Source organism: Burkholderia sp. SIMBA_062 (genome assembly GCF_046534765.1).
GTDB lineage: Bacteria > Pseudomonadota > Gammaproteobacteria > Burkholderiales > Burkholderiaceae > Burkholderia > Burkholderia ambifaria.
Genome location: NZ_JAWRYD010000025.1, coordinates 72,572 through 91,879, shown reverse-complemented (window position 1 = coordinate 91,879; position 19,308 = coordinate 72,572). Strand labels below are relative to the sequence as shown.

Here is a 19,308-nt window from a genome sequence, read left to right as displayed (position 1 = left end):
GTGTTTATTTTGCCCCAACTTGGGCAGCGTCACACTGCACTGCGGCGACCTCGTCATCGGCTCATCCCCACGTTACGCCGCCCGTAACGCCCGTAACGTTCCGGAGCGATGCTACGTAACAATCCTTCAATATTGCCCGGGCCCTTCCCGAGCGCGCCGCGCGCCCCGCGTTGAAAATTCTTTTAGATTCAACGCCGGCGGGCCGCCCGCCCCGTTCCCACCGTCCGTCGCTGCCCCCACGCCCTCCCTGGCCCGGAAGTTGCAGTACATGACCCGCAAACACTCCTTTACGGACATGCGAGGGCCACCATGGATTGCAAATACCTGTACATCGACAACATAAAAATCAACTTCGTGCGCCGCACGATCGAAATCGACAACAAAATCGTCGACGTCACGCCGCGCGAATTCGATGTCGTCGAATTCCTGCTCGACAACATGAACAAGATCGTGCCGCGGCAGGCGATCCAGGAAGCGGTCTGGGGCCGCGAGCTCGGCGTGTCGTCGCGCACGCTCGACACCCATATCTCGCGCATCCGTTCGAAGCTGCAGCTCGATCACGACAAGAACCTGCGGATCATCCCGATCTATGCGGTCGGCTATCGGCTGGTGCTGTTCGGCGCTGCCATGACGCACGTCGAGCGCCACGACGCGGCGCCGATCCTGCGCGCCGCGCCGTACTCGGCGCTGGCCGCCGACTACGCGTAACGCGTAGCGGCTCACCCGCGCGCCGCCATCGCGCGGCGCGCCGGCAAGTTTCCCGTTCCTTGAGCGCCCGTGCGGCATGCAGCGTCTCGCGGGCCCGGCACGCTTGCCTCGCTTGCCGCGACACGACACGACACCCACCGCCGCCTCCGGGCGGCGGCCGCATTTGCGCGGGCGACACAGCGTGCGGCCACGCCGCCGCGCAACAGGCTTCGTAGCTCGCCGCCGCCCGCGCGGCCACCGCACGCGTGCGACTACGGATTCCGGCGCGGCACACGGCCGGCGCCGTCCCTACAATCGACGCAGCAGCCGCGCGCCCCCGGGCGCCGCCGGCCACAACAACCCGTCGAACCAACGCCGAATCCGCCCTGATCCCGCCGTGCCTGCGCTGTCCCTGACGAATGCCGACGCCGGCGACGCCGCGAACCGGGTTCCGCCCGCCGCCACCCCGGCCGCCGCCGCGGTCGCGCTCGACGCGTCGCCCTATCTGCCGCGCCTGTCCACCGCCGCCGCGCACGGACTGTCGCATGCGTACGGCGCGATGGCCGCGGTGCCGGTCACGCTCGGCGAACACGCTTACGAGGTGCGCTGGCGCGTCGATGCCGAACCGGCCGCCGACGCGCATGCGTACCGCTTCGTCATCGGGCCGGCGGCCGTCACGCTGTGGATCGATCCGCTCGCGGAAAGCGAATGGCTCGGCGACGCGGCCGACCCGGCTGTGCCGGCCGTGATCCGCGCGGCGCTGCTCGCCGATCTTGCCGCGCCGCTCGCCGCCGTGCTGCAGGCCGCGACGCGGCAGCGCGTGGAATTGCTGCCGCCGCCCGCGAGCGTGCCCGCGTGGCGCACCGCGCCGGCCGCGCTGCGCTTCGAGCTGCGTCGCGCCGACGGCGCGTGGCGCTGCCACGGCGCGCTGCTGTTCGATGCGCCGGACGCGCTCGCGGTGTTCTTCTCGACGCCGGCGGCCACGCGAGCCGATGCGCGCGCCGCGTATGCGGGCCTGCCGGTGCCGCTGGTGTTCGAGATCGGCCGGACCGAGCTGACGATGGCCGAGCTGGCCGACGTCGTCGGCGGCGACATCATCGCGATCGAACACTGGCGCGCGCACGAGCAGAACCTGCTGTGCGTCGCGCGGGTGCCGGCCGCGCCGGCGTGGGAGATCACCGGACGGCCGTCGGGCAACCGGCTGACCGTCGAACGAATCAGGGAGATGCCTTTGGAACCGACCCGCACCGATACCCCGTCCGCGACCACGCACGACGCGTCGGCCGACGATGCGCCGCGCTCGCTCGACGGCCTCGCGGTCGACCTGCGTTTCGAGTTGCCGCCCACGTCGATCCCGCTCGGCGAGCTCGGCGCGCTCCAACCCGGCGCGGTGATCGAACTGCAGCAAGGGATCAACCAGAGCGTGATCCATCTCGTCGCGAACGGGATGCTGATCGGCACCGGCCAGTTGATCGCGGTCGGCCAGAAGCTCGGCGTACGCGTCGTCACGCTGACGCAGCCCGCGCCGCGCGAGCGCTGAACGATGGGCAACCTGCCGAATCCGGTCGCGCTGATCGCGGTGATCGCCGCGCTGGGCATCGCGCCGTTCGCGGCGCTGATGGTGACGAGCTATACGAAGCTCGTGGTCGTGCTCGGCCTGCTGCGCTCCGCGCTCGGCATCCAGCAGGTGCCGCCGAACCTCGTGCTGAACGGCATCGCGCTGATCCTGTCGCTGTTCATCATGGCGCCGGTCGGGATGTCGATCCGCGACGCGCTGCAGTCGCGCCACTTCGATGCATCGGGGCAGCTGTCGACTTCCGATATCGGCGTACTCGCCGATGCCGCGCTGCCGCCGATCAAGGATTTCCTGGTGTCGCATACGCGGCAGCGCGACCGCGAATTCTTCGTGCGCACCGCGACGTCGGTCTGGCCGAAGAATCGCGCGGACGGCATCAAGGACGACGACCTGCTCGTGCTGGTGCCGAGCTTCACGCTCGCCGAGCTGACCAAGGCGTTCCAGATCGGCTTCGTGATCTATATCGTGTTCATCGTCGTCGACCTGCTGGTCGCGAACATCCTGCTCGCGCTCGGGATGCAGATGATCTCGCCGACGACGATCTCGGTACCGTTCAAGCTGCTGCTGTTCGTCGCGCTCGACGGCTGGTCGCTGCTCGTGCACGGGCTCGTGCTGTCGTACCGCGTGGCGGGGGCGGGATGAACGCGCGCGGCCCGCGCTCCGCCGTTGCGAGCCTGTGCGCGCTGCTCACGACGCTCGCACTGGCGCTCGCATGTGCGGGCTTGCAGCCGCGCAGCGCGCACGCGGCCGGCAGCGCCGCGGGCTTCGCGCAGCTCGCGCGCGCCTGCGCGCCGAACGTCGACCCCGACACGCTCGCCGCGCTGGTGCGCACCGAATCCGGTTTCAATCCGTATGCGATCGGCGTGGTCGGCGGCCATCTGACGCGTCAGCCCGCGTCGCTCGACGAAGCGCGCGCGACCGCGAGCGAGCTAGCCGCGCGCGGCTTCAGCTACAGCGTCGGCCTTGCGCAGGTGAACGAGCGCAATTTCGGGAAATACGGCCTCGACGACACGACGATGTTCGAGCCGTGCCGCAATCTGCGGGCGGGCGGCGCGATCCTGACCGAATGCTTCGCGCGTTCGTCGAACACGGGCCGCTCCGCGCAAGCCGCGTTGCGCGCCGCGCTGTCGTGCTACTACAGCGGCAACTTCACGACGGGGTTCTCGAGCGGCTATGTGAGCCGGGTCGTCGCGAGCGCGCAGCGCAACGCGCGCGAAGGCGGCGTCGAGCCGATTCCAGTGGTGCGCGACGTGCCGCCGCCTGCGCGGCAGCGACGCATGGACGCGGCCGCCACCACGCCGCCCGAACGCGCGCGGCGGCTCGCGTCGCCCGCGGCATCGGCCGACGCGCCGTCGTGCCATGCGCGCCCGGTCGTGATGATGTGCCGCGGGTTGTCGGCAAGCCAGGCGAAGCGGCTGTGCGTGCGGTGTCTCGATCAGTGACCGGCGGCACGACACCGGCATGACACCGGCATGACGCGCAGGACATGGCGCGGCACGCCGCGTCATCGCGCATCATGCGGCGCGCTGCGCCTCCAGCCACGCCTGAAACATCAGCACGGTCCACAGCTGGTGCTGCCAGTTCATCCGGCCCGACTGGTGCTGCCGCCACAGCCGCTCGACCGCCTGCGCATCGAAGAAGCCCTCGTCGCGCAGCCGCGACGGCTGCAGCAGCGCGTCGGCCCAGTCGCGCAATGCGCCGCGCAGCCAGTGATCGACGGGCGCGCAGAAGCCCTGCTTCGGCCGGTCGATCAGCGACGACGGCACGTACTGATCCAGCAGCCGGCGCAGCAGCGCCTTCGACTGCCCTTCCGGCAAACGCACCGACGCGGGCACGCGCCACGCGAATTCGACGACGTGATGATCGAGGAACGGCATGCGCGTCTCGAGGCTCACGGCCATCGCCGCGCGATCGACCTTCGCGAGAATGTCGGTGGGCAGGTACGTGAGCGTGTCGATCGCCATCGCCTGCTCGGCGAAGCTCAGGTGCGCGGGCCATGCGGAAACGGTATCGAGCGGCGTCGGCGGCTCCTGCCCGGCCAGCGCGATGCGCTCCGGATGATGCACCGACGACATCAGCAGCCGGTACAGCCCGATGCGGCTCTCGGCCGTCATCACGTGGCCGAGCTTGTGCAGCCGGTCGCCGATGCGGGACGCCGATTCGCGCGCTTCCACGCCGCTCCATGCGCCCTGCGCAACCGCCGCGAGCTGGTCCGCATGATCGGGGCGCAGCGCGTGCAGCGCGGCGGCGATCCGCGCGCGCACCGCCGCCGGCACGCGATGCAGCTTGCGCCACAGGCGCGGCGTCAGGAAGTAGCGCGTATAGCCGCCGAACAGCTCGTCGCCGCCGTCGCCGGACAGGCTCACCTTCACGTGCCGGCGCGTCAGCTCCGACACGAGGAAGGTCGGGATCTGCGACGCATCGGCGAACGGCTCGTCGTAGATCGTCGGCAGCTTCGGCACGACGCCGAGCGCATGGTCGGCCGTCACGTAGAGCTCGGTATGCCGCGTGCCGAGATGGCGCGCGACCGCCTTCGCATAGCCGGCCTCGTCGTAGCCGGCCTCGTGAAAGCCGATCGTGAACGTGTCGACGGGGTTCGTCGACTGCGCCTGCATCAGCGCGACGATCGCCGACGAATCGACGCCGCCCGACAGGAATGCGCCGAGCGGCACGTCGGCTTCCATCTGTCGCGCGACGGCCTGACGCAGAATCGCGTCGAGCTGCCCGACGGCCTCGTCGGCGCTGCCCTCGAACGGCCGCTCGCGGCCCGCCTCGATCGCCTGCTCGAGCGTCCAGTACGCGCGCACGGGCGGCGTGTCGCGCGCATGCTCGAACTGGATGAAGGTGCCCGGCGGCAGCTTGCTGATGCCGCGATAGATCGTATGCGGCGCGGGCACGCTCGACTGGCGCAGGTACAGGCACAGCGCATCGCGATCGATCGTGCCGTCGAAGCCCGGATAGCCGCGCAGCGCCTTCAGCTCCGACGCGAACACCAGTGCGTCGCCGATCCGGCCGTAGTAGAGCGGCTTCTCGCCGATCCGGTCGCGCGCGAGCGTCAGCACCCGCGACGCGCGATTCCACAGCGCGAACGCGAACATGCCGGTCGCGCGCCGCAGCGTCGCCTCGACACCCCACGCGACGATCGCCGCGATCAGCACCTCGCTGTCGGAGTGGCCGCGCCACGCCGGTGCGCGACCCGCACGCTCGAGCTCCGCGCGCAACTCGCGATGGTTGTAGATTTCGCCGTTGAAGACCATGACGTAGCGGCCGCACGCGGATGCCATCGGCTGCCGGCCATGGACCGACAGATCGACGATCGCCAGCCGCCGGTGGCCGAGCGCGATACCGGCTTCCGGGTCGACCCAGAGGCCCTGCCCGTCCGGCCCGCGATGCGCGAGGCTCGTCGTCATTCGCGCGAGCGTGCCGCGCGCTGTCTCCTCATCGAAGGCGACGCTATTCAAAAAGCCGCCGATTCCGCACATTTGATTTGTCTGCCCCTGTTGTCCTGTTCCGTCAGCGGCGGCGCGGCTTCGCGGCCGGCCGTCCCACTGACGGTCGAGCCATATTACGAAGAAATAAATCAGCAATAATTCATGGGTGAATGTCGGCCAAGCCTGGAAAAAAAACGGCGTCAAGCGCGGCGGCCGCGGCCAGTTGGCTTGGAAACAGGGGCGCATCGCGGCAACGCGCGCCGGTCGCATGCAGGCCGGCGTTCCCGCCCCGATACTCGGCCCGCGTCAAGCCGCGCCGGTCGCCCACTTCAGCAACTGCGCGACCTCGCGGAAATGCTGCTGCTGGATCGTGCCCTTTTCGGGCGTGCTGTCATATAGCGCGTGCGCGAGGCCGGCGTTCGCGAGCGTCGGACGCAACGCGTCGCGCGCGAGCCGCACGATCCGTTCGGCCGCCTCGCCCTCGCCGCGCGCGAGCACCCACGGCAGCGTGCCGATCCCGCCGTAGTAGAGCGCGACCGCCACGCTCGACGAATAGACGACCACCGACGCGAAGCCGATCCGGTCTTGCAGCGACGAGAACTGCGCTTCGCGCGCGAGCTGCCGGCGCTTCGCCTCGATATGCGGATCGCCTTCGTCTTCCTTGTGCTCGCGCCGCACTTCCTCGATCGACATCTTCATCTTCTGATTGAACTCGTGCCGCTGGTGCACGATGTCGATCAGCGCCATCACGATATAGATCAGCGCGGCCCAGCCGAACAGCAGCATCAGCAGCTTCACGATCAGCGCGAGAATCGACATCGGCCGCGTGAAGCCGGACTGCACCGACGGGTCGAGCGACTCGACGATCAGCCAGCCGAGCGTCGCGGCCAGCAGCACGGTCTTCAGCAGCATCTTCGCGAGGTTCACGAGGTTGCGCATCGACCACATGTTCTTCAGCCCCTCGGCCGGATTGAGCCGCGACAGCTGCGGCACGAGCCGGCTCCATGCCATCACGCCGCCCACCTGCACGAAGCCCGCGAGCAGGCCGGCCAGCAGCCCGGCCGCGACGATCTGCGCGGACAGCATGGCCCAGTCGCGCGCGGCGCCGTCGATCAGCACCGCGAGCCGCGCGGACGGGTCGGCCGCGCCGGCCGCATCGAACACGCGCCGGAACAGCGCCTGCAGCCGCGCGAACAGCGTGCCGAGCCCCACCGCGAGCGCGACGCATACGCCGACGAAGAACGCCGACGAGATCGTCTCCGCGCTTTTCGGCACGTCGCCTTTCTGGCGCGCCTCGCGCAGGCGCTTCGCGGTCGGCTTCTGGTCCTTTTCCGCCATGGTCGCTCCGGCTCCGGCGGCCCCGTCACGCGCCGCCGTGCGCGGCGAACAGCGCACGCAGCAGCGCCATCAACCCGCTGTCGGGGCTGAGCAGCGCATGCAGCGACGCGTACACCACCGGCAGGAACAGCACCATCATCAGCACCGCGAGCGCGCTCTTCACCGGCTGCGCGAACACGAAGATATTCAGCTGCGGCACCGCGCGACCGACGAGGCCGATGCCGAGCTCGACGAGCACCAGTACGATGATCACCGGCGCGGCAAGCTTCACCATCCATTCGAAGATCGTGTCGGTCTGCCGCACGACGAAGGTCTCCAGCATCGACGAGAAGTCCGGGCCGAGCGAGCCGATCGGCCACCACGCATACGACTGCGCGAACAGCTGCACGAGCACCTGCAGGCCGCCCGCCGTCACGAACAGCGCGATCGCCACGAAATTGAGGAATCCCGACGTCGGGCCGCCTTCGTGCCCGCCCATCGGATCGAAGAACGCGGCGCTGCCGCTGCCGGTCTGGAAATCGATCAGGTAGCCGACGCCCTGGATCGCGAACAGCACCGCGCTGAACGCGCCCGCGAGCAGCATGCCGACCACCGCCTCCTTCGCGACGAGCAGGCACCACATCAGGAACGGCAGCGCGGCGACCTGCGCCGGATCGATCACCGGCGCGACGAACGCGGCGATCACGACCGCGATCCCGTTACGCACGAGGCCCGTGATGATCTGCTCGTTGAACACCGGCACGACGAACATGATCGGCAGCAGGCGCGGCATCACGTAGAGCAGCGGGCGCAGCGTGCCGGCGATGTCGTTGAAGTTCGCCGCGTGGTCTAGCATCGGCGCTCCGCGGCCGTGGGGGCGGTGTCGTGGGCGGGGGCGGCAGCGTCGACCGCTTCGGCTGCATCGACCGCGTCGGTTGCGTCTGCCTCCGCATCCGCCGGCCGCGACCTCATCTGCGCATCGAACGCGGCGGCCATGTCCGGCTGCGCCGCTGCGTGGCCCTCCGCGTCGCCCGCCCACACGCCGGCCGTCGCGAAGCGCCGCACCGCGTGCGCGTCCGCGACTTCGTCGGCGTCGCGCTCGACCCGCGCCGCGCGGGCCTGCAGCGCCTTCTCGCCGGCCTTGTCGAGCTTGTCCTCGGCGGCCTTCGCCTTGCGCGCGGCGCGCTGCAGGTCGGCGAGCGCCGCCTCGTGATCGCGATGCACGTGCGTGGCCTCGCTGACCGACGCGTTCGCGACGCCGATATGACGGTCGAACGTGCGCGTGTCGGCCGCCGCGTTCTGCAGCGCGCGCGCCTCGCGCACGTCGTCGGCGAGCCGGGTCTGGATCGCGGCCTTCGCGGCGACCTGCTGCGCGAGCTGCGCCTGCGCGGCGTCGAGCGCACGACGGCTCTGCGCGGCAATGCCCTGCTGGCGCGCGGCCGCGACGCGCGCGATCTGGCTGCGCATCTCGCGCACGCGCTTCAGGCGTGCGAGTGTCGCGAGCACGAGGCGGTCGTCGGCTTCAGACATGGTCGTTCGCGAGTTTCGTCAGCTTCGCGAGCAGCGCGTCGAAGCGCACGTCCTCGTGCGAGCCCTGCGCGCAGAACGCACCGATCGCATCGCGCGCGCGCAGCGCGAGATCGCCGAGCCGGTCGCTGCCCTCGCGATACTCGCCGATCTGCACGAGCAGCTCGATTTCCTGATACTTCGCGATCAGCTCGCGCACGCGCGCGGCCGATTGCTGATGCGCGCGGCTCGCGACGAGCGGCATCACGCGCGACAGGCTCGCGAGCACGTCGATCGCCGGATAGCGGTTCGCGAGCGCGATCTTGCGCGACAGCACGATGTGGCCGTCGAGAATCGAGCGCACTTCCTCGGCGATCGGATCGGATTCCTCATCGCCTTCGACGAGCACCGTGTACAGCGCGGTGATCGAACCCGTCGCGCCCTGCCCCGCGCGTTCGAGCAGGCGCGGCAGCACGGCGAACGTCGACGGCGGAAAGCTGCGCCGCGTCGGCGGCTCGCCGCTCGCGAGGCCGACCTCCCGCTGCGCACGCGCGAAGCGCGTGAGCGAGTCGACCAGCAGCAGCACGCGCTTGCCGGCATCGCGGAAATGCTCGGCGATCGCGGTCGCGACCAGCGCGGATTTCACGCGCTCCATAGCCGGCCGGTCGGACGTCGACACGACGACGATCGAGCGCGCGCGCACCTCGGGCGACAGGCTGTGCTCGATGAACTCGCGCACTTCGCGGCCGCGTTCGCCGACCAGCGCGATCACGTTCACGTCGGCCTGCGCGCCGCGCGCGATCATCCCGAGCAGCGTGCTCTTGCCGACACCCGACGGCGCGAAGATGCCGACACGCTGGCCGATGCCGAGCGTCATCAGGCCGTCGATCACGCGCACGCCGGTCGGAAACGGCGTGTCGATCATCTTGCGCGCGAGCGGATTGGGCGGGTCCTGCTGCGTCGATACCCACGCGGCGCCCGTCACCGGCCCGCGATCGTCGAGCGGCCGGCCGAGCCCGTCGAGCACGCGGCCGAACAGCGCTTCGCCGACCGGAAACACATGCTCGCGCCCCGACGGCACGACGGTCGTCTCCGGCGACAGGCCGGCCACGTCGCCGAGCGGCGTGAGCAAGGTGGTCTGCCGCGAGAAACCGACCACTTCGGCGAGCAGCGTCGGCTGGTTCGGCGTGCGCAGCTCGCAGATCTCGCCGAGCCGCGCGCGGATGCCCGTCGCATTGAGGATCTGTCCAACCGCATGATTGACGCGGCCCTGCACCGACACCGGCGAGAAGAACGCGAGCCCCGCATCGAGGTCGCCGACGAGGCGGCCGCGATCGAACGGCGCGGCATCGTCATCGCTATCGCCACCGAACGGTTGCGGATCGTCGAGCGGCGCATTCATCGCGTCGTGCCCTTCAGCGCGTCGCGGCGGATCGCCTGCCGCAGCGCGTCGATCTGCAGGTCGAGGCTCGCATCGATGCGTCCGGACGGCGTCTCGACCGTGCACGCGTGACGTTCGAGCTGCGCATCCTCGACGATGCGGATCCGTTGCCGGTTCGACTGGCCGGCGAACGCGCGCTCGAGCGCGTCGCGCATCTCGTCCTGCCGGCCGGGCGCAACCCGCACGATCAGGAACGCTTCGTCGCGCACGAGCGGCGCGATCCGCGCGAGCGCGGCCTCGTACAGCTTCTGCGTGCCCATCTCGCCGACGATCGCGCGCACGGCCTTCACGACGATGTCGGCCATCGAATCCTTCATCGACTCCATCGTGCGCGCGGCGGCCAGCGCCTGCGTATAGGTCTGCGCCGCATGCTCGCGCTGCGCGCGGCGCATCCCTTCGTCGTAGCCGGCCGCCTGGCGCTTGTCGAATTCGCGCTGCGCGTCGGCGACGATGCGCGCGGCCTCGTCGCGCGCGGTCGCGATCACCGCGGACGCATCGAGCAGCGCCGCGTATTCGCGCTCCTTGAGCACCTTGCGCTCCGACAGCAGCTGCAGGTTGTCGCTCGTGATCAGAAAAGCCAATCCCATGACGCAAGCCTCTCGGGAATCAGAAACAGGAACAGCAATTCGCCGAACTGGTCGCGCTGCGCGCGGTTCAGCCAGTACGGCGCCTCGTCATCGATCGCGCGGTTGAATTTCAGGCGCACACGCCGTGCGACCGCGTCGCCGGTCACGCCGATGAAATCCGCGAGCAATCGGCCGCCGCGCGCACGAATCACGACCGGCAGCGCGGCCGGATCGGCACGCCACGGTTCCAGCGTGTCCGCAAGCGCGCCGAATTCCGGCGCGCGCTCGAGCGCGAGTTCCAGCGCATCGCCGCCGAGCTTCGCCGCGACCTCCGCGCGGATGCGCCGCACGGTCAGCGCATCGCGCAGCCAGCCGCGATGCAGCAGCAGCCCCGCATACGACGCGAGCTGCTCGAGCGCCGCACCGGGCAGCAGCGCGAGCCGCGCGCACGAATTGGCGACGTCGAAGTCGTGGTGCGCGGCCACGCCGTTCGCGTCGAGCAGGTGGCGGGCCAGCAGCTTGCGGCCGGCCGGGCCGAACGCGTCGGGCGAGCGATAGCGCGCGGGCCACTCGGCCGGCACGCGTGTCACGTGCAGATAGCGGTCGGGCCGCAGGTTGAATTCGCAGACGAGCGCGTGAAACGCCGCGCGCCGCCCGGCAGACGGCGGCGCGATCGGGTGCAGCCACGGCGGCGACGCGGCGTCGGGCGTGGCGCCCGGCGGCAGCGCATGGGGCTCGCTCATGCGCCGTCGCGCGCGCCGTCCGGCGTGCGCAGGCTGCCGCCGCCCGACTGCGCGGCCCCGCCGCCGGCGCCGTTCGCGCCGCGCGGCGTGCCGACCAGCCCGGCCAGCCGCGCGCCGAACATTCCGCGCCGCGCGGCCGACAGCGCGATCACCGCGCAGGTCAGCAGGATCAGCGCGAACACCAGCCAGCCCAGCGGCGAGCGCAGCCGCAGGATGTCCGACACCGCGCTGCCGATGCCGTCCACGCGCGTCGTGCGCGCGGCGGCCGGCTGCAGGAACAGCGACACGTTGTCGTACTGCAGCCCCTCGATGCTGTGCGCGACGAGATCCTTGACCATCGGCGCCATCGCGCGCAGGTCCACGCCGGGTCGGTAGCGGATGTACACGGCCGCCGACGACGGCTTGATCTTGTCCGCGAGCGGATCGTTCTCCGGAATCACGACCTGCACGCGTGCGACCACCACGCCCTCGATGTCCTGCAGCGTGCGCGACAGGTCCTGGGACACGCCGTACAGATAGCGCACGCGCTCCTCGGCCGGCGTCGAGACGAGCCCCTGCTTCTGGAACAGCTCGCCGAGGCTCGCATAGCTCGGCTTCGGCAGCCCGTTCGCCTGCAGCACGGTCAGCGCCGACTGCATGTCGCCGTCGGCGACGCTCACGAGCCACGCGTTGCGATCCGACGTGTCACGCGCGTCGTTGTCCTTCGACGCGCTGATGCCCGCATCGCCGAGCACGGCGACCATCTGGTTCGCGTCGCGCTCCGACAGGCCGGAGTAAAGCTCCTTCTGGCAGCCGGCCAACAGCGCGAGCAGTCCCGCGAGCAGCGCACGCGCCGCCCGGCTGCGCCACGCATGCACGCGCGGCGTCGAATCGATCGTCGTCATCGTTTGTCCACTTCAGGGCGCTCGGCCCGTTTCAGGCACACGCACCTCAGGGTCGTCCCATTCCTCGCGCCCGGCCCGGTCCGGCGGCCGGCGCAAGCCCGTCATGAGCAGGAACGGCCCGCGTCACTCCTGCGTCTTCAGCACCGTGTGCGTGAAGCCGTTCGCCGCCTGCGCGACCGACAGGCTCAACTGGTATTCGGAAATCGTGGTGGTCGCCGTCCACTGGAAATCCATCGCCTTCACCATCGTCATCAGCGGATCGCCGCGGTTGTCCGCCATCGACGTCAGCATCTCGGTGCGATGCTTGTCGATGTTCGCGTACCGCGTGTCGAGATCGTTGCCATACGTGCGCAACCGCTCGACGAGCGACGAATGGTTCGCCTGCGCGGGCGTCGCGGGCGTCATCTGCACCGCCGGCGCCGCATCGGCCGACACGCGCGACATCGCGACGCCCGATGCCGACGGCGACGCCGCGGCCGCACCCGGCTGCATCAACGCATCGAACTGGCGCACCTGCGCCGGATCGGACGCCGTGCCCGCCTGCTGCACGGCCCCCGCGAGCGCGGCCGCGCCCGGCGGCGCCGCGCCTACGCCTGTTACCGACATGATCGTGTCCTCCTTGACCGGCAGAGCCGGGAATAAGCCGGCCGGCACGCACCCACGCCCCGCCGGGCGCCCGTCACGGGCGGCCCCGGCATGTGGCGTCGCGCGGCACGGCCGGCGACCGGCGTCATGCGCGGCCGGCGGAACTCAGGTGTTGCGCAACCTGGGCGTTCGCCGTCCCTTCCTGCGCGGTCACTGCGTTGCTGGTTTCGAACGTCGCGGTCGACTGCTGGACCTGGAAGTTGATCTTCGTCAGTTCGAGCTGCGTCTTGGTCAGGTCGTCCGCCTGCTGCTGGACTTGTTGCGTGTTGTCTGCACCACCCGTACTACCCGCTGCCGAGGCACCCATGATTCGCTCCTTTACGTGAAGAACATCACCCACTTTCCGACGCGGCCCCATGCCCCGCCGGCACCGTGACGCGCCGCTCGTGCGCGGCGTGTCGCGTCCTGCGCGCACCGCGCGATACGCGATGCGCCTGTCATGTCCCGTCGCGGCGCTAGTGCGCCGCTCCCTTCGATGCGCCGGCGGCCGCGACGGACGCGACTGCCGGTGCCGCCGGCGCATCCGTCAACAGCGTCGGCCCCGGCACCGGCTGCGCGACCCCGGCCGCTGCACCGCTCGCGAGCGGCGGCACGGGCGGCGCCGGCGCCTGCCCGGGCGCGCGCGCGGACGAACCGCCGAGCGGCATCGTGATGCGCTGCCCGTTGCGCTCGAACACCACTTCGTCCGGGCCGATCGATACGACCGTCGGCCCTTCCTTCAGCCGCGCGCCTTCGAAGTAGCGGCTGCCGTCGACGGTCTCGATATAACGCTGATCGCCGTCGCCCGCGAACACGGTCGTGATCTCCGGTATCCCGGCGACACCGCCGAGCGTCGTCGCGGTGCGCGGCGCGGCGGCATCGGCGTCGCGCACGTGGTCCACCACCTCGAGCGCCGGGCGCGCGTCCTTCATGTAGTTGCGGATGCGCGGGTCGATCTGCGCGCGCTCGGCCGCGCCCGTCAATTCGATCCGGCCGCGGCCGAGATAGGTGACCGTCAGCGCCGTGTCGCTGAAATACGTCTGCGCGGTCGCGACGAGATCGCTCACGACGTAGATGTTGCCGAGCGCCGCGTTGTCGACGCCCGCGACGATCTGCGCGACGCGTTCGCGCGCGGCCGCATCGCTCACGTAGCCCGACACGATCACGCCGTCGTCGCGCGGCGCGACGGCGAGTTCCGGATACGCATGCAGCTGCTGCTGCAGCCGGTGCGTGCGCGCGAGCACCGATTCGTGCTGCCACGGCAGGCGCCCCGACCATGCGACGAAGCCGTAGCCGAGCGCGCCGAGCAGCACGCCGATCCACAGCGCGACGAGCGCGATCACGAGCCGCCGGCTGCCGAGACGGCGCAGCCCGCCGGTGAGCCAGCCGAGCCACGCGGCCTCGCGCGCGGCGTCCGGCGCGTCGGCCTCGTCAGGCACCGCGACGCTCGCCTGCGCATGACGCGCGATGCCGAGCTTGATGGAGCCGACCGTCACGACGTCCTGCGGCGTCATCGAGCGGCGGCCCGCGCCGAGCGGCTCGTCGTTGAACAGCACCGGCGCGCCGCCGTCGCCGCCGTGGTTCTGCACGGTCACCGCGAGCGCGCCGACCTGCAGGCACACCTGTTTCGCGCCGATCTCGCGATCGGGCAGGATCACTTCGCAATCGGCCGCGGTGCCGACCCAGTTCGCGCCGCGCGCGAGCGACATCGTGCGGCCGTACATCGGCCCACTGAGGAAGCACAGGTTCCACGGCGATGCGAGTGCGGCCGCCCCGGCCGCCGCGCCGCCGGGCAGTGGGCCGTCGCCGTGTGGCTCAATGATGGTCGTCGACATGGGTGGGCGCTCCTGCGGTCGTCGCCACGGGCCGCGACGCCGAATCCGACGACGGCGGCGGCAGCGCGGGCGGGCCGAACTTCGTGCCGGGCAGCGGCGCGGGCGTCAGCGGCACCGCGATGTCGTTGTCCGGCGGGCGATACATCGACGCGCCGTTCGGATCCGCCGGCCCGTCCGCGCCGGGGTTCACGGGCGAGCCGTCCGGCGCGTACATCGACGCGGTCGTCACCACGCGCGGCGTCAGCAGATAGAACCGCTCCATGTGGTTGCCCGACTTGTCGGTGTACTTGAACAGGTTGCCGATCAGCGGAATGTCCGACAGCCACGGCACGCCGCTCTTGTTCAGCCGCACCTCGTCGTCGTTGAAGCCCGCGATCAGCAGGCTCTTGCCTTCGTCGATCATCGTCTTGGTGACGATGTTGCGCTGCTGGATCACCGGCACGTTCGACACCGCCTGCCCGGGCACGATGTTGCCGTCCTGGATGTCGATCGACATCATCACGCTCTGCGGATTGCGAACGGCTACCGCCGATACGGCCGCCGCATTGCGGATCGCCTCGTCGACGATCATCGGCGTCACCTTGATGCTGGTGCCGGTCGTCACGCTGTACAGCGACGAATCCTGGTAGCCCTGCACCTGCACGTAGAACTGCGTGAGGTTCTCGAGAATCGCCTCGGTGTTGTCGAGCGCGAGCACCTTCGGCTTCGAACGCAGCTGCGCCTGCCCTTTCTGGGCGAGCGCGTTCACGCGCGTCAGCAGGTAGTTGCGCAGCGACCCGCCGATCGATGCGGTGAGCGCGATGCCGGTCGGCAGGAAGGCGCCGGTCTGCCCGGTCTCGGAGGTGCCGATGCCGAACGTCAGCGGCGGATTGCCGGCGCCGTTGTACTGCGTGTTGCCGTTCAGCGGGTTCTGGCCGTTGCCGATCTGCACGTCGCCGTGCGTCGTGTGCAGGCGCCAGTCGATCCCGAGGCTGTCGAGCGAGTCCTCGTTGATGTCGATGATCGTCACGTTGATCTCGACGATGCGCGGCCGCTCGTCGAGCTGGTTGATCAGCGACTGGTAGCGGTACATGTTCTCCGGCAGGTCGCGCACGATCACCGCGTTGATCGCCGGATCGGCGACGATCTGCGGCAGCGTGTCGCCGCCGCCGGCGTTCGAGAATGGCGAGAAGCCGCCGGCCGCGCTGTCGGCGCCGCCGTAGCTGCCCTGGCGCGCGCCGCCGGAAATGTCCGGGAAGTCGAGCCGCGGCACCGCGATCGTCAGCCCCGAGCCGAGCTTCACCTGGCGCGCGGCCTGCCCGAGCGGCGTGCTCGACGGCGGCTCGTTCGTGCCGCCGCCCTTGCCGAACAGCCGGCGCAGGATCGTCGCGACGCCCGGCACCGTCACTTCCTTGCCCGAGCGGTTGATCGTGAAATCGGACGCCCAGCCGTACCTGAGCCGGAACGCGCGGATGTCCGCATGCGCGCCGTTCGCCGACGGATCGCCGACCGAGCCGACCGCCTGGCGCACGAGCTCGACATAGCGGCGCGGGCCGGCCACGTACACGCTGTTCGCGCGGTCGTTGATCACGAGCGTGTAGCGCTTGTCGGGAATCTGCATCGCCTGCAGCGAGCGGCCGATCTCGCCGGCGGCGTTCGGCGGGATCGGAATCATCTGCGTCTGCGACTGGTCGGCCGGATCGACGTACAGGAACGAGCCGTCGTAGTACCACGTGAGCCCGTAGGTCGAGCAGATCGTATCGAGCGTCTGCTGCGGCGTGCCCGAGAAGCGGCCGCTGATCACGCCGTCCACCTTCGGATCGACCACGGCCGTCACGCCCTGCGACGACGCGAGCTCGCGAATGAAGTCGCCGATCTTCTTGCCGTTCGCGACGATCGTGAACGGCTTGTTGCGCCAGCGCAGGTCGGCCGCGCGCGCCGGCTGTGCGATCGTCATGCACAGCGACGCCGTGAGCAGCGCGGTCGCGCACATGGCGAGCGCAACCCGTTGCAGGCGGCGCGGTTGAAACCGGATCGGGGCGACGCGTCGACGCATCAAAGCACTCCTGTGGAAGAAACGAACATGCGTTCCAGCGCCTGCTGCGCGAAGCGCAGCACCTCGCTGCCGAGCCAGCCCGACAGCAGCACGAGCGCGACCATCACGGCGATCAGCCGCACCGCGATGCCGATGTTGGCGTCCTGCACCTGCGTGACCGCCTGCAGGATCGCGACGACGAGACCGGTGACGGTCGCGATCAGCACGATCGGCAGCGACAGCAGCAGCACCAGCATCAGCGCCTGCCGGGTCAGGTCGAGGATCGTCGAGCTCGTCATTGCACGACTCCGGGCGCGCGCACGCCGGCGCCCGCGCCGAGCGTGCCGTCGTCGGGCGGGTTCTTCACCCAGCCGACCGTATGCAGCTGCACGTCTTCCTCGACCTCCTGGTACGACAGCACCGCGAGCTCGGGCAACACCGGCTGCAAGATCGTCTTCACGTAGCGGCGCGCGCCGAGGGCGACCATCACCGCGAGCCGCGGCGCACCTTGCGGGTTGCCGTGGCCGCCGGAGCCGCCCGCCTGCGCGGCCTGCACGATCGCGCGCACCTGCTCGCCGATGTCCTGCTTGATCGCGCTCGACAGCGCGAGGAAATTGCCCTGCTTGGTCCGCATCACCGCGTTCTCGATCCGCTCCTGCAGGTTCTGCTCGAACAGCACGACGCGCAGCTGGCGCGCCGCGCCCGCATGGCGATCGGTAATCATCCGGCGCAGGTCGACGCGCACCAGCTCGACCAGCGCGATCACGTCGTCCGGCTCGTTCGGCGCCCACGTGATCAGGCTCTCGAAGATCACGCGCAGGTTGCGGATCGGCACCTGTTCGGCGAGCAGCCGGCGCAGCACCTCGGTCACGCGCTGCAGCGGCACGAGCCGCGTCAGTTCGCCGACGAGTTCGGGGTGCTCGCGGCGCACCAGGTGCACGAGCGCCTGCGTCTCCTGGATGCCGAGCAGCTCGTCCGCATGCTGGCGCACGATCTGCTCGACGTGCGCGGCGAGCGCGCCTTCGCTCGTCAGCCACTTGCCGTCCGGCGCCGCGCCGTCGGGCTTGATCCACAGCGCGGTCGCGAACGGGCCGAAGGCCTCGGCCGGCTGGCGCTCCGCGCGTTCCGGCAGCGGCGCGACACCGTCCCACAGCAGCCAGCCCGGCTTCAGCGCGCCATGTGCGGCGAGCACGTCCTGCAGATAGATCCGGTAGGTGCCGGCCGCCGCGCCCTCGTCATCGTTCAGCGTGATGCGCGGAAACACCGTGCCGATATCCGCGTCGACGCGCGCCTTCGCGCTCGACAGCGCGGTCTGCAGCTGCGCGAGATTCAGCGTCGTGCGCAGGTCGTCCGACAGCGACACCGCGATCAGCGACGTGACGCCCGCCGCATGCGGCACCTTCGCGGGCTGGCCGTCGTCGGTCGCGCCGATGCGTCCGGCGAGTTGAATCAGGTTGAAGCTCGGCGCGGTCGTCTTGCGCTTGAGCTGCGTGACGGCGAACGCGCCGAGGCCGAGCGCGATCAGTGCGAACGACCATTTCGGGAAACCGGGTACGACGAGAAAGCCGGCGAGCACGAGCGCCGCGATCAGCAGCGCGCGCGGATGCGCGCCGAGCTGCTCGCCCAGTTGCTCGCCGAGCTGGCGCTGCCGCGTGTCGCGCGTCGCGACGCGCGTCGTCACGATGCCGGCCGCGATCGACACCAGCAGCGACGGAATCTGCGACGCCATCCCGTCGCCGACCGTCAGGATCGCGTAACGCTGCAGCGCCTCGCCGATATCCATGCCGTGCATCAGCGTGCCGACCGCGATCCCCGCGACGATGTTGATGAACGCGATCACGAGGCCGGCGATCGCGTCGCCCTTCACGAACTTCATCGCGCCGTCCATCGCGCCGTGCATCTGCGATTCCTGCTCGAGCTTCTCGCGGCGCTCGCGCGCTTCGTCGGCGCTGATGATGCCCGCGCGCAGGTCCGCGTCGATGCTCATCTGCTTGCCCGGCATCGCGTCGAGCGAGAAGCGCGCGCCGACTTCGGCAACCCGTTCGGAGCCCTTCGCAATCACGATGAACTGCACGACGGCGATCACGAGGAACACCACGCCGCCCACCACGACGTTGTTGCCGACCACGAGCCGCCCGAACGCGTCGATCACGTGGCCCGCGTTCGCATGCAGCAGGATCAGCTTGCACGACGCGATGTTCAGCGCGAGCCGGAACAGCGTCGTGAACAGCAGCAGCGCGGGAAACGACGAAAAGCTGACCGCCGACGGCACGTAGGTCGACACCGTCAGTAGCACGACGCTCGCCGCGAGGTTCAGCGAGATCATCCCGTCGAGCGCGGCCTGCGGCAGCGGCAGGATGAACAGCGCGACCACCGATACGATGAACCCGGCGAGAAATAGGTCGGCGCGCGGCGACGCCCCGAGGCGCCGCCCGGACACGCTGCGGCCTGCGGAAAAGATCCGCTGCCAGTCGCGAGGGAGCGCCTTCGGTTCTGCCATCGTGCCGTCGTCCTGTCGTTGTCGCCGGTGGGCGCGGGCCGTCATGCCCCGCGTCGCTCGGACCGTTGAATGGGACGAGTGTAGCGACGGGAAACCGCGTGAAAAGGGATGCACCTCGTAGCGTCGCGGCGGTTTTCCGGCGACGATCGAATCGGACTACGAAACCCGGTGGCGCGTGCGCGCG

Annotated in this window: 18 protein-coding genes; 4 read left to right on the top strand and 14 right to left on the bottom strand. The window is 70.2% G+C overall.

Annotation, left to right across the window (positions count from 1 at the left end; genetic code table 11):
* Positions 1 to 309 precede the first annotated feature (309 nt).
* The 4 genes from SB786_RS24990 (at position 310) to SB786_RS24975 (ending at position 3,705) form a co-directional block, all read left to right on the top strand.
* Positions 310 to 708 (top strand): winged helix-turn-helix domain-containing protein, encoded by a 399-nt coding sequence (locus SB786_RS24990; protein WP_410729818.1) that lies wholly within the window; start codon positions 310 to 312, stop codon positions 706 to 708.
* A 376-nt stretch (positions 709 to 1,084) separates the two neighbouring features.
* A complete protein-coding gene (gene sctQ, locus SB786_RS24985) occupies positions 1,085 to 2,227 on the top strand; it encodes a type III secretion system cytoplasmic ring protein SctQ (RefSeq protein ID WP_410729817.1) in 1,143 nt (380 codons plus the stop codon).
* Positions 2,228 to 2,230: 3 nt separating this feature from the next.
* Positions 2,231 to 2,905 carry a type III secretion system export apparatus subunit SctR gene (sctR, locus tag SB786_RS24980; RefSeq protein ID WP_006755970.1) on the top strand — a complete coding sequence of 225 codons (675 nt, stop codon included), beginning with the start codon at positions 2,231 to 2,233 and terminating at the stop codon, positions 2,903 to 2,905.
* The gene (locus SB786_RS24975; RefSeq protein WP_410729816.1) at positions 2,902 to 3,705 is read left to right on the top strand and encodes a lytic transglycosylase domain-containing protein; all 804 of its coding nucleotides are present in this window, start codon (positions 2,902 to 2,904) and stop codon (positions 3,703 to 3,705) included. The genes sctR and SB786_RS24975 overlap by 4 nt, the downstream gene beginning before the upstream one ends.
* A gap of 72 nt (positions 3,706 to 3,777) precedes the next feature.
* On the opposite strand, the gene asnB is transcribed toward SB786_RS24975, so the two are convergent.
* The 14 genes from asnB to sctV form a co-directional block, all read right to left on the bottom strand.
* The gene (gene asnB / locus SB786_RS24970; RefSeq protein WP_410729815.1) at positions 3,778 to 5,745 is read right to left on the bottom strand and encodes an asparagine synthase (glutamine-hydrolyzing); all 1,968 of its coding nucleotides are present in this window, start codon (positions 5,743 to 5,745) and stop codon (positions 3,778 to 3,780) included.
* Between the two features lie 255 nt (positions 5,746 to 6,000).
* Entirely contained in the window at positions 6,001 to 7,032 is a 1,032-nt protein-coding gene (locus tag SB786_RS24965; protein WP_410729814.1) for an EscU/YscU/HrcU family type III secretion system export apparatus switch protein, read from the bottom strand.
* Positions 7,033 to 7,057: 25 nt separating this feature from the next.
* Entirely contained in the window at positions 7,058 to 7,867 is an 810-nt protein-coding gene (gene sctT, locus SB786_RS24960; protein WP_006754499.1) for a type III secretion system export apparatus subunit SctT, read from the bottom strand.
* A complete protein-coding gene (locus tag SB786_RS24955; RefSeq protein ID WP_410729813.1) occupies positions 7,861 to 8,541 on the bottom strand; it encodes a hypothetical protein in 681 nt (226 codons plus the stop codon). Before SB786_RS24955 ends, sctT begins: the two co-directional genes overlap by 7 nt.
* Positions 8,534 to 9,919 (bottom strand): type III secretion system ATPase SctN, encoded by a 1,386-nt coding sequence (sctN, locus tag SB786_RS24950; RefSeq protein ID WP_105830409.1) that lies wholly within the window; start codon positions 9,917 to 9,919, stop codon positions 8,534 to 8,536. The genes SB786_RS24955 and sctN overlap by 8 nt, the downstream gene beginning before the upstream one ends.
* Positions 9,916 to 10,545 carry a type III secretion system stator protein SctL gene (sctL, locus tag SB786_RS24945; protein WP_006762149.1) on the bottom strand — a complete coding sequence of 210 codons (630 nt, stop codon included), beginning with the start codon at positions 10,543 to 10,545 and terminating at the stop codon, positions 9,916 to 9,918. The genes sctN and sctL overlap by 4 nt, the downstream gene beginning before the upstream one ends.
* The gene (locus SB786_RS24940) at positions 10,527 to 11,267 is read right to left on the bottom strand and encodes a SctK family type III secretion system sorting platform protein (RefSeq protein ID WP_410729812.1); all 741 of its coding nucleotides are present in this window, start codon (positions 11,265 to 11,267) and stop codon (positions 10,527 to 10,529) included. The genes sctL and SB786_RS24940 overlap by 19 nt, the downstream gene beginning before the upstream one ends.
* Complete coding sequence (gene sctJ, locus SB786_RS24935; protein ID WP_175732245.1) at positions 11,264 to 12,151, bottom strand: type III secretion system inner membrane ring lipoprotein SctJ; 888 nt, start codon at positions 12,149 to 12,151, stop codon at positions 11,264 to 11,266. Before sctJ ends, SB786_RS24940 begins: the two co-directional genes overlap by 4 nt.
* Positions 12,152 to 12,274: 123 nt before the next feature.
* A complete protein-coding gene (locus SB786_RS24930; RefSeq protein ID WP_006762782.1) occupies positions 12,275 to 12,757 on the bottom strand; it encodes a hypothetical protein in 483 nt (160 codons plus the stop codon).
* 124 nt (positions 12,758 to 12,881) lie between these two features.
* The gene (locus tag SB786_RS24925) at positions 12,882 to 13,103 is read right to left on the bottom strand and encodes a hypothetical protein (RefSeq protein WP_012366493.1); all 222 of its coding nucleotides are present in this window, start codon (positions 13,101 to 13,103) and stop codon (positions 12,882 to 12,884) included.
* Positions 13,104 to 13,251: 148 nt separating this feature from the next.
* Positions 13,252 to 14,610, bottom strand: a complete 1,359-nt coding sequence (gene sctD / locus SB786_RS24920) for a type III secretion system inner membrane ring subunit SctD (protein WP_410729811.1) — start codon at positions 14,608 to 14,610, stop codon at positions 13,252 to 13,254.
* Positions 14,591 to 16,645 carry a type III secretion system outer membrane ring subunit SctC gene (gene sctC / locus SB786_RS24915; RefSeq protein ID WP_410729810.1) on the bottom strand — a complete coding sequence of 685 codons (2,055 nt, stop codon included), beginning with the start codon at positions 16,643 to 16,645 and terminating at the stop codon, positions 14,591 to 14,593. The genes sctD and sctC overlap by 20 nt, the downstream gene beginning before the upstream one ends.
* Entirely contained in the window at positions 16,645 to 16,923 is a 279-nt protein-coding gene (gene sctS, locus SB786_RS24910; protein WP_006751731.1) for a type III secretion system export apparatus subunit SctS, read from the bottom strand. The genes sctC and sctS overlap by 1 nt, the downstream gene beginning before the upstream one ends.
* Positions 16,920 to 19,124: a type III secretion system export apparatus subunit SctV gene (gene sctV, locus SB786_RS24905; RefSeq protein ID WP_410729809.1), complete on the bottom strand. Its 2,205-nt coding sequence runs from the start codon at positions 19,122 to 19,124 to the stop codon at positions 16,920 to 16,922. The genes sctS and sctV overlap by 4 nt, the downstream gene beginning before the upstream one ends.
* Positions 19,125 to 19,308: the final 184 nt, after the last annotated feature.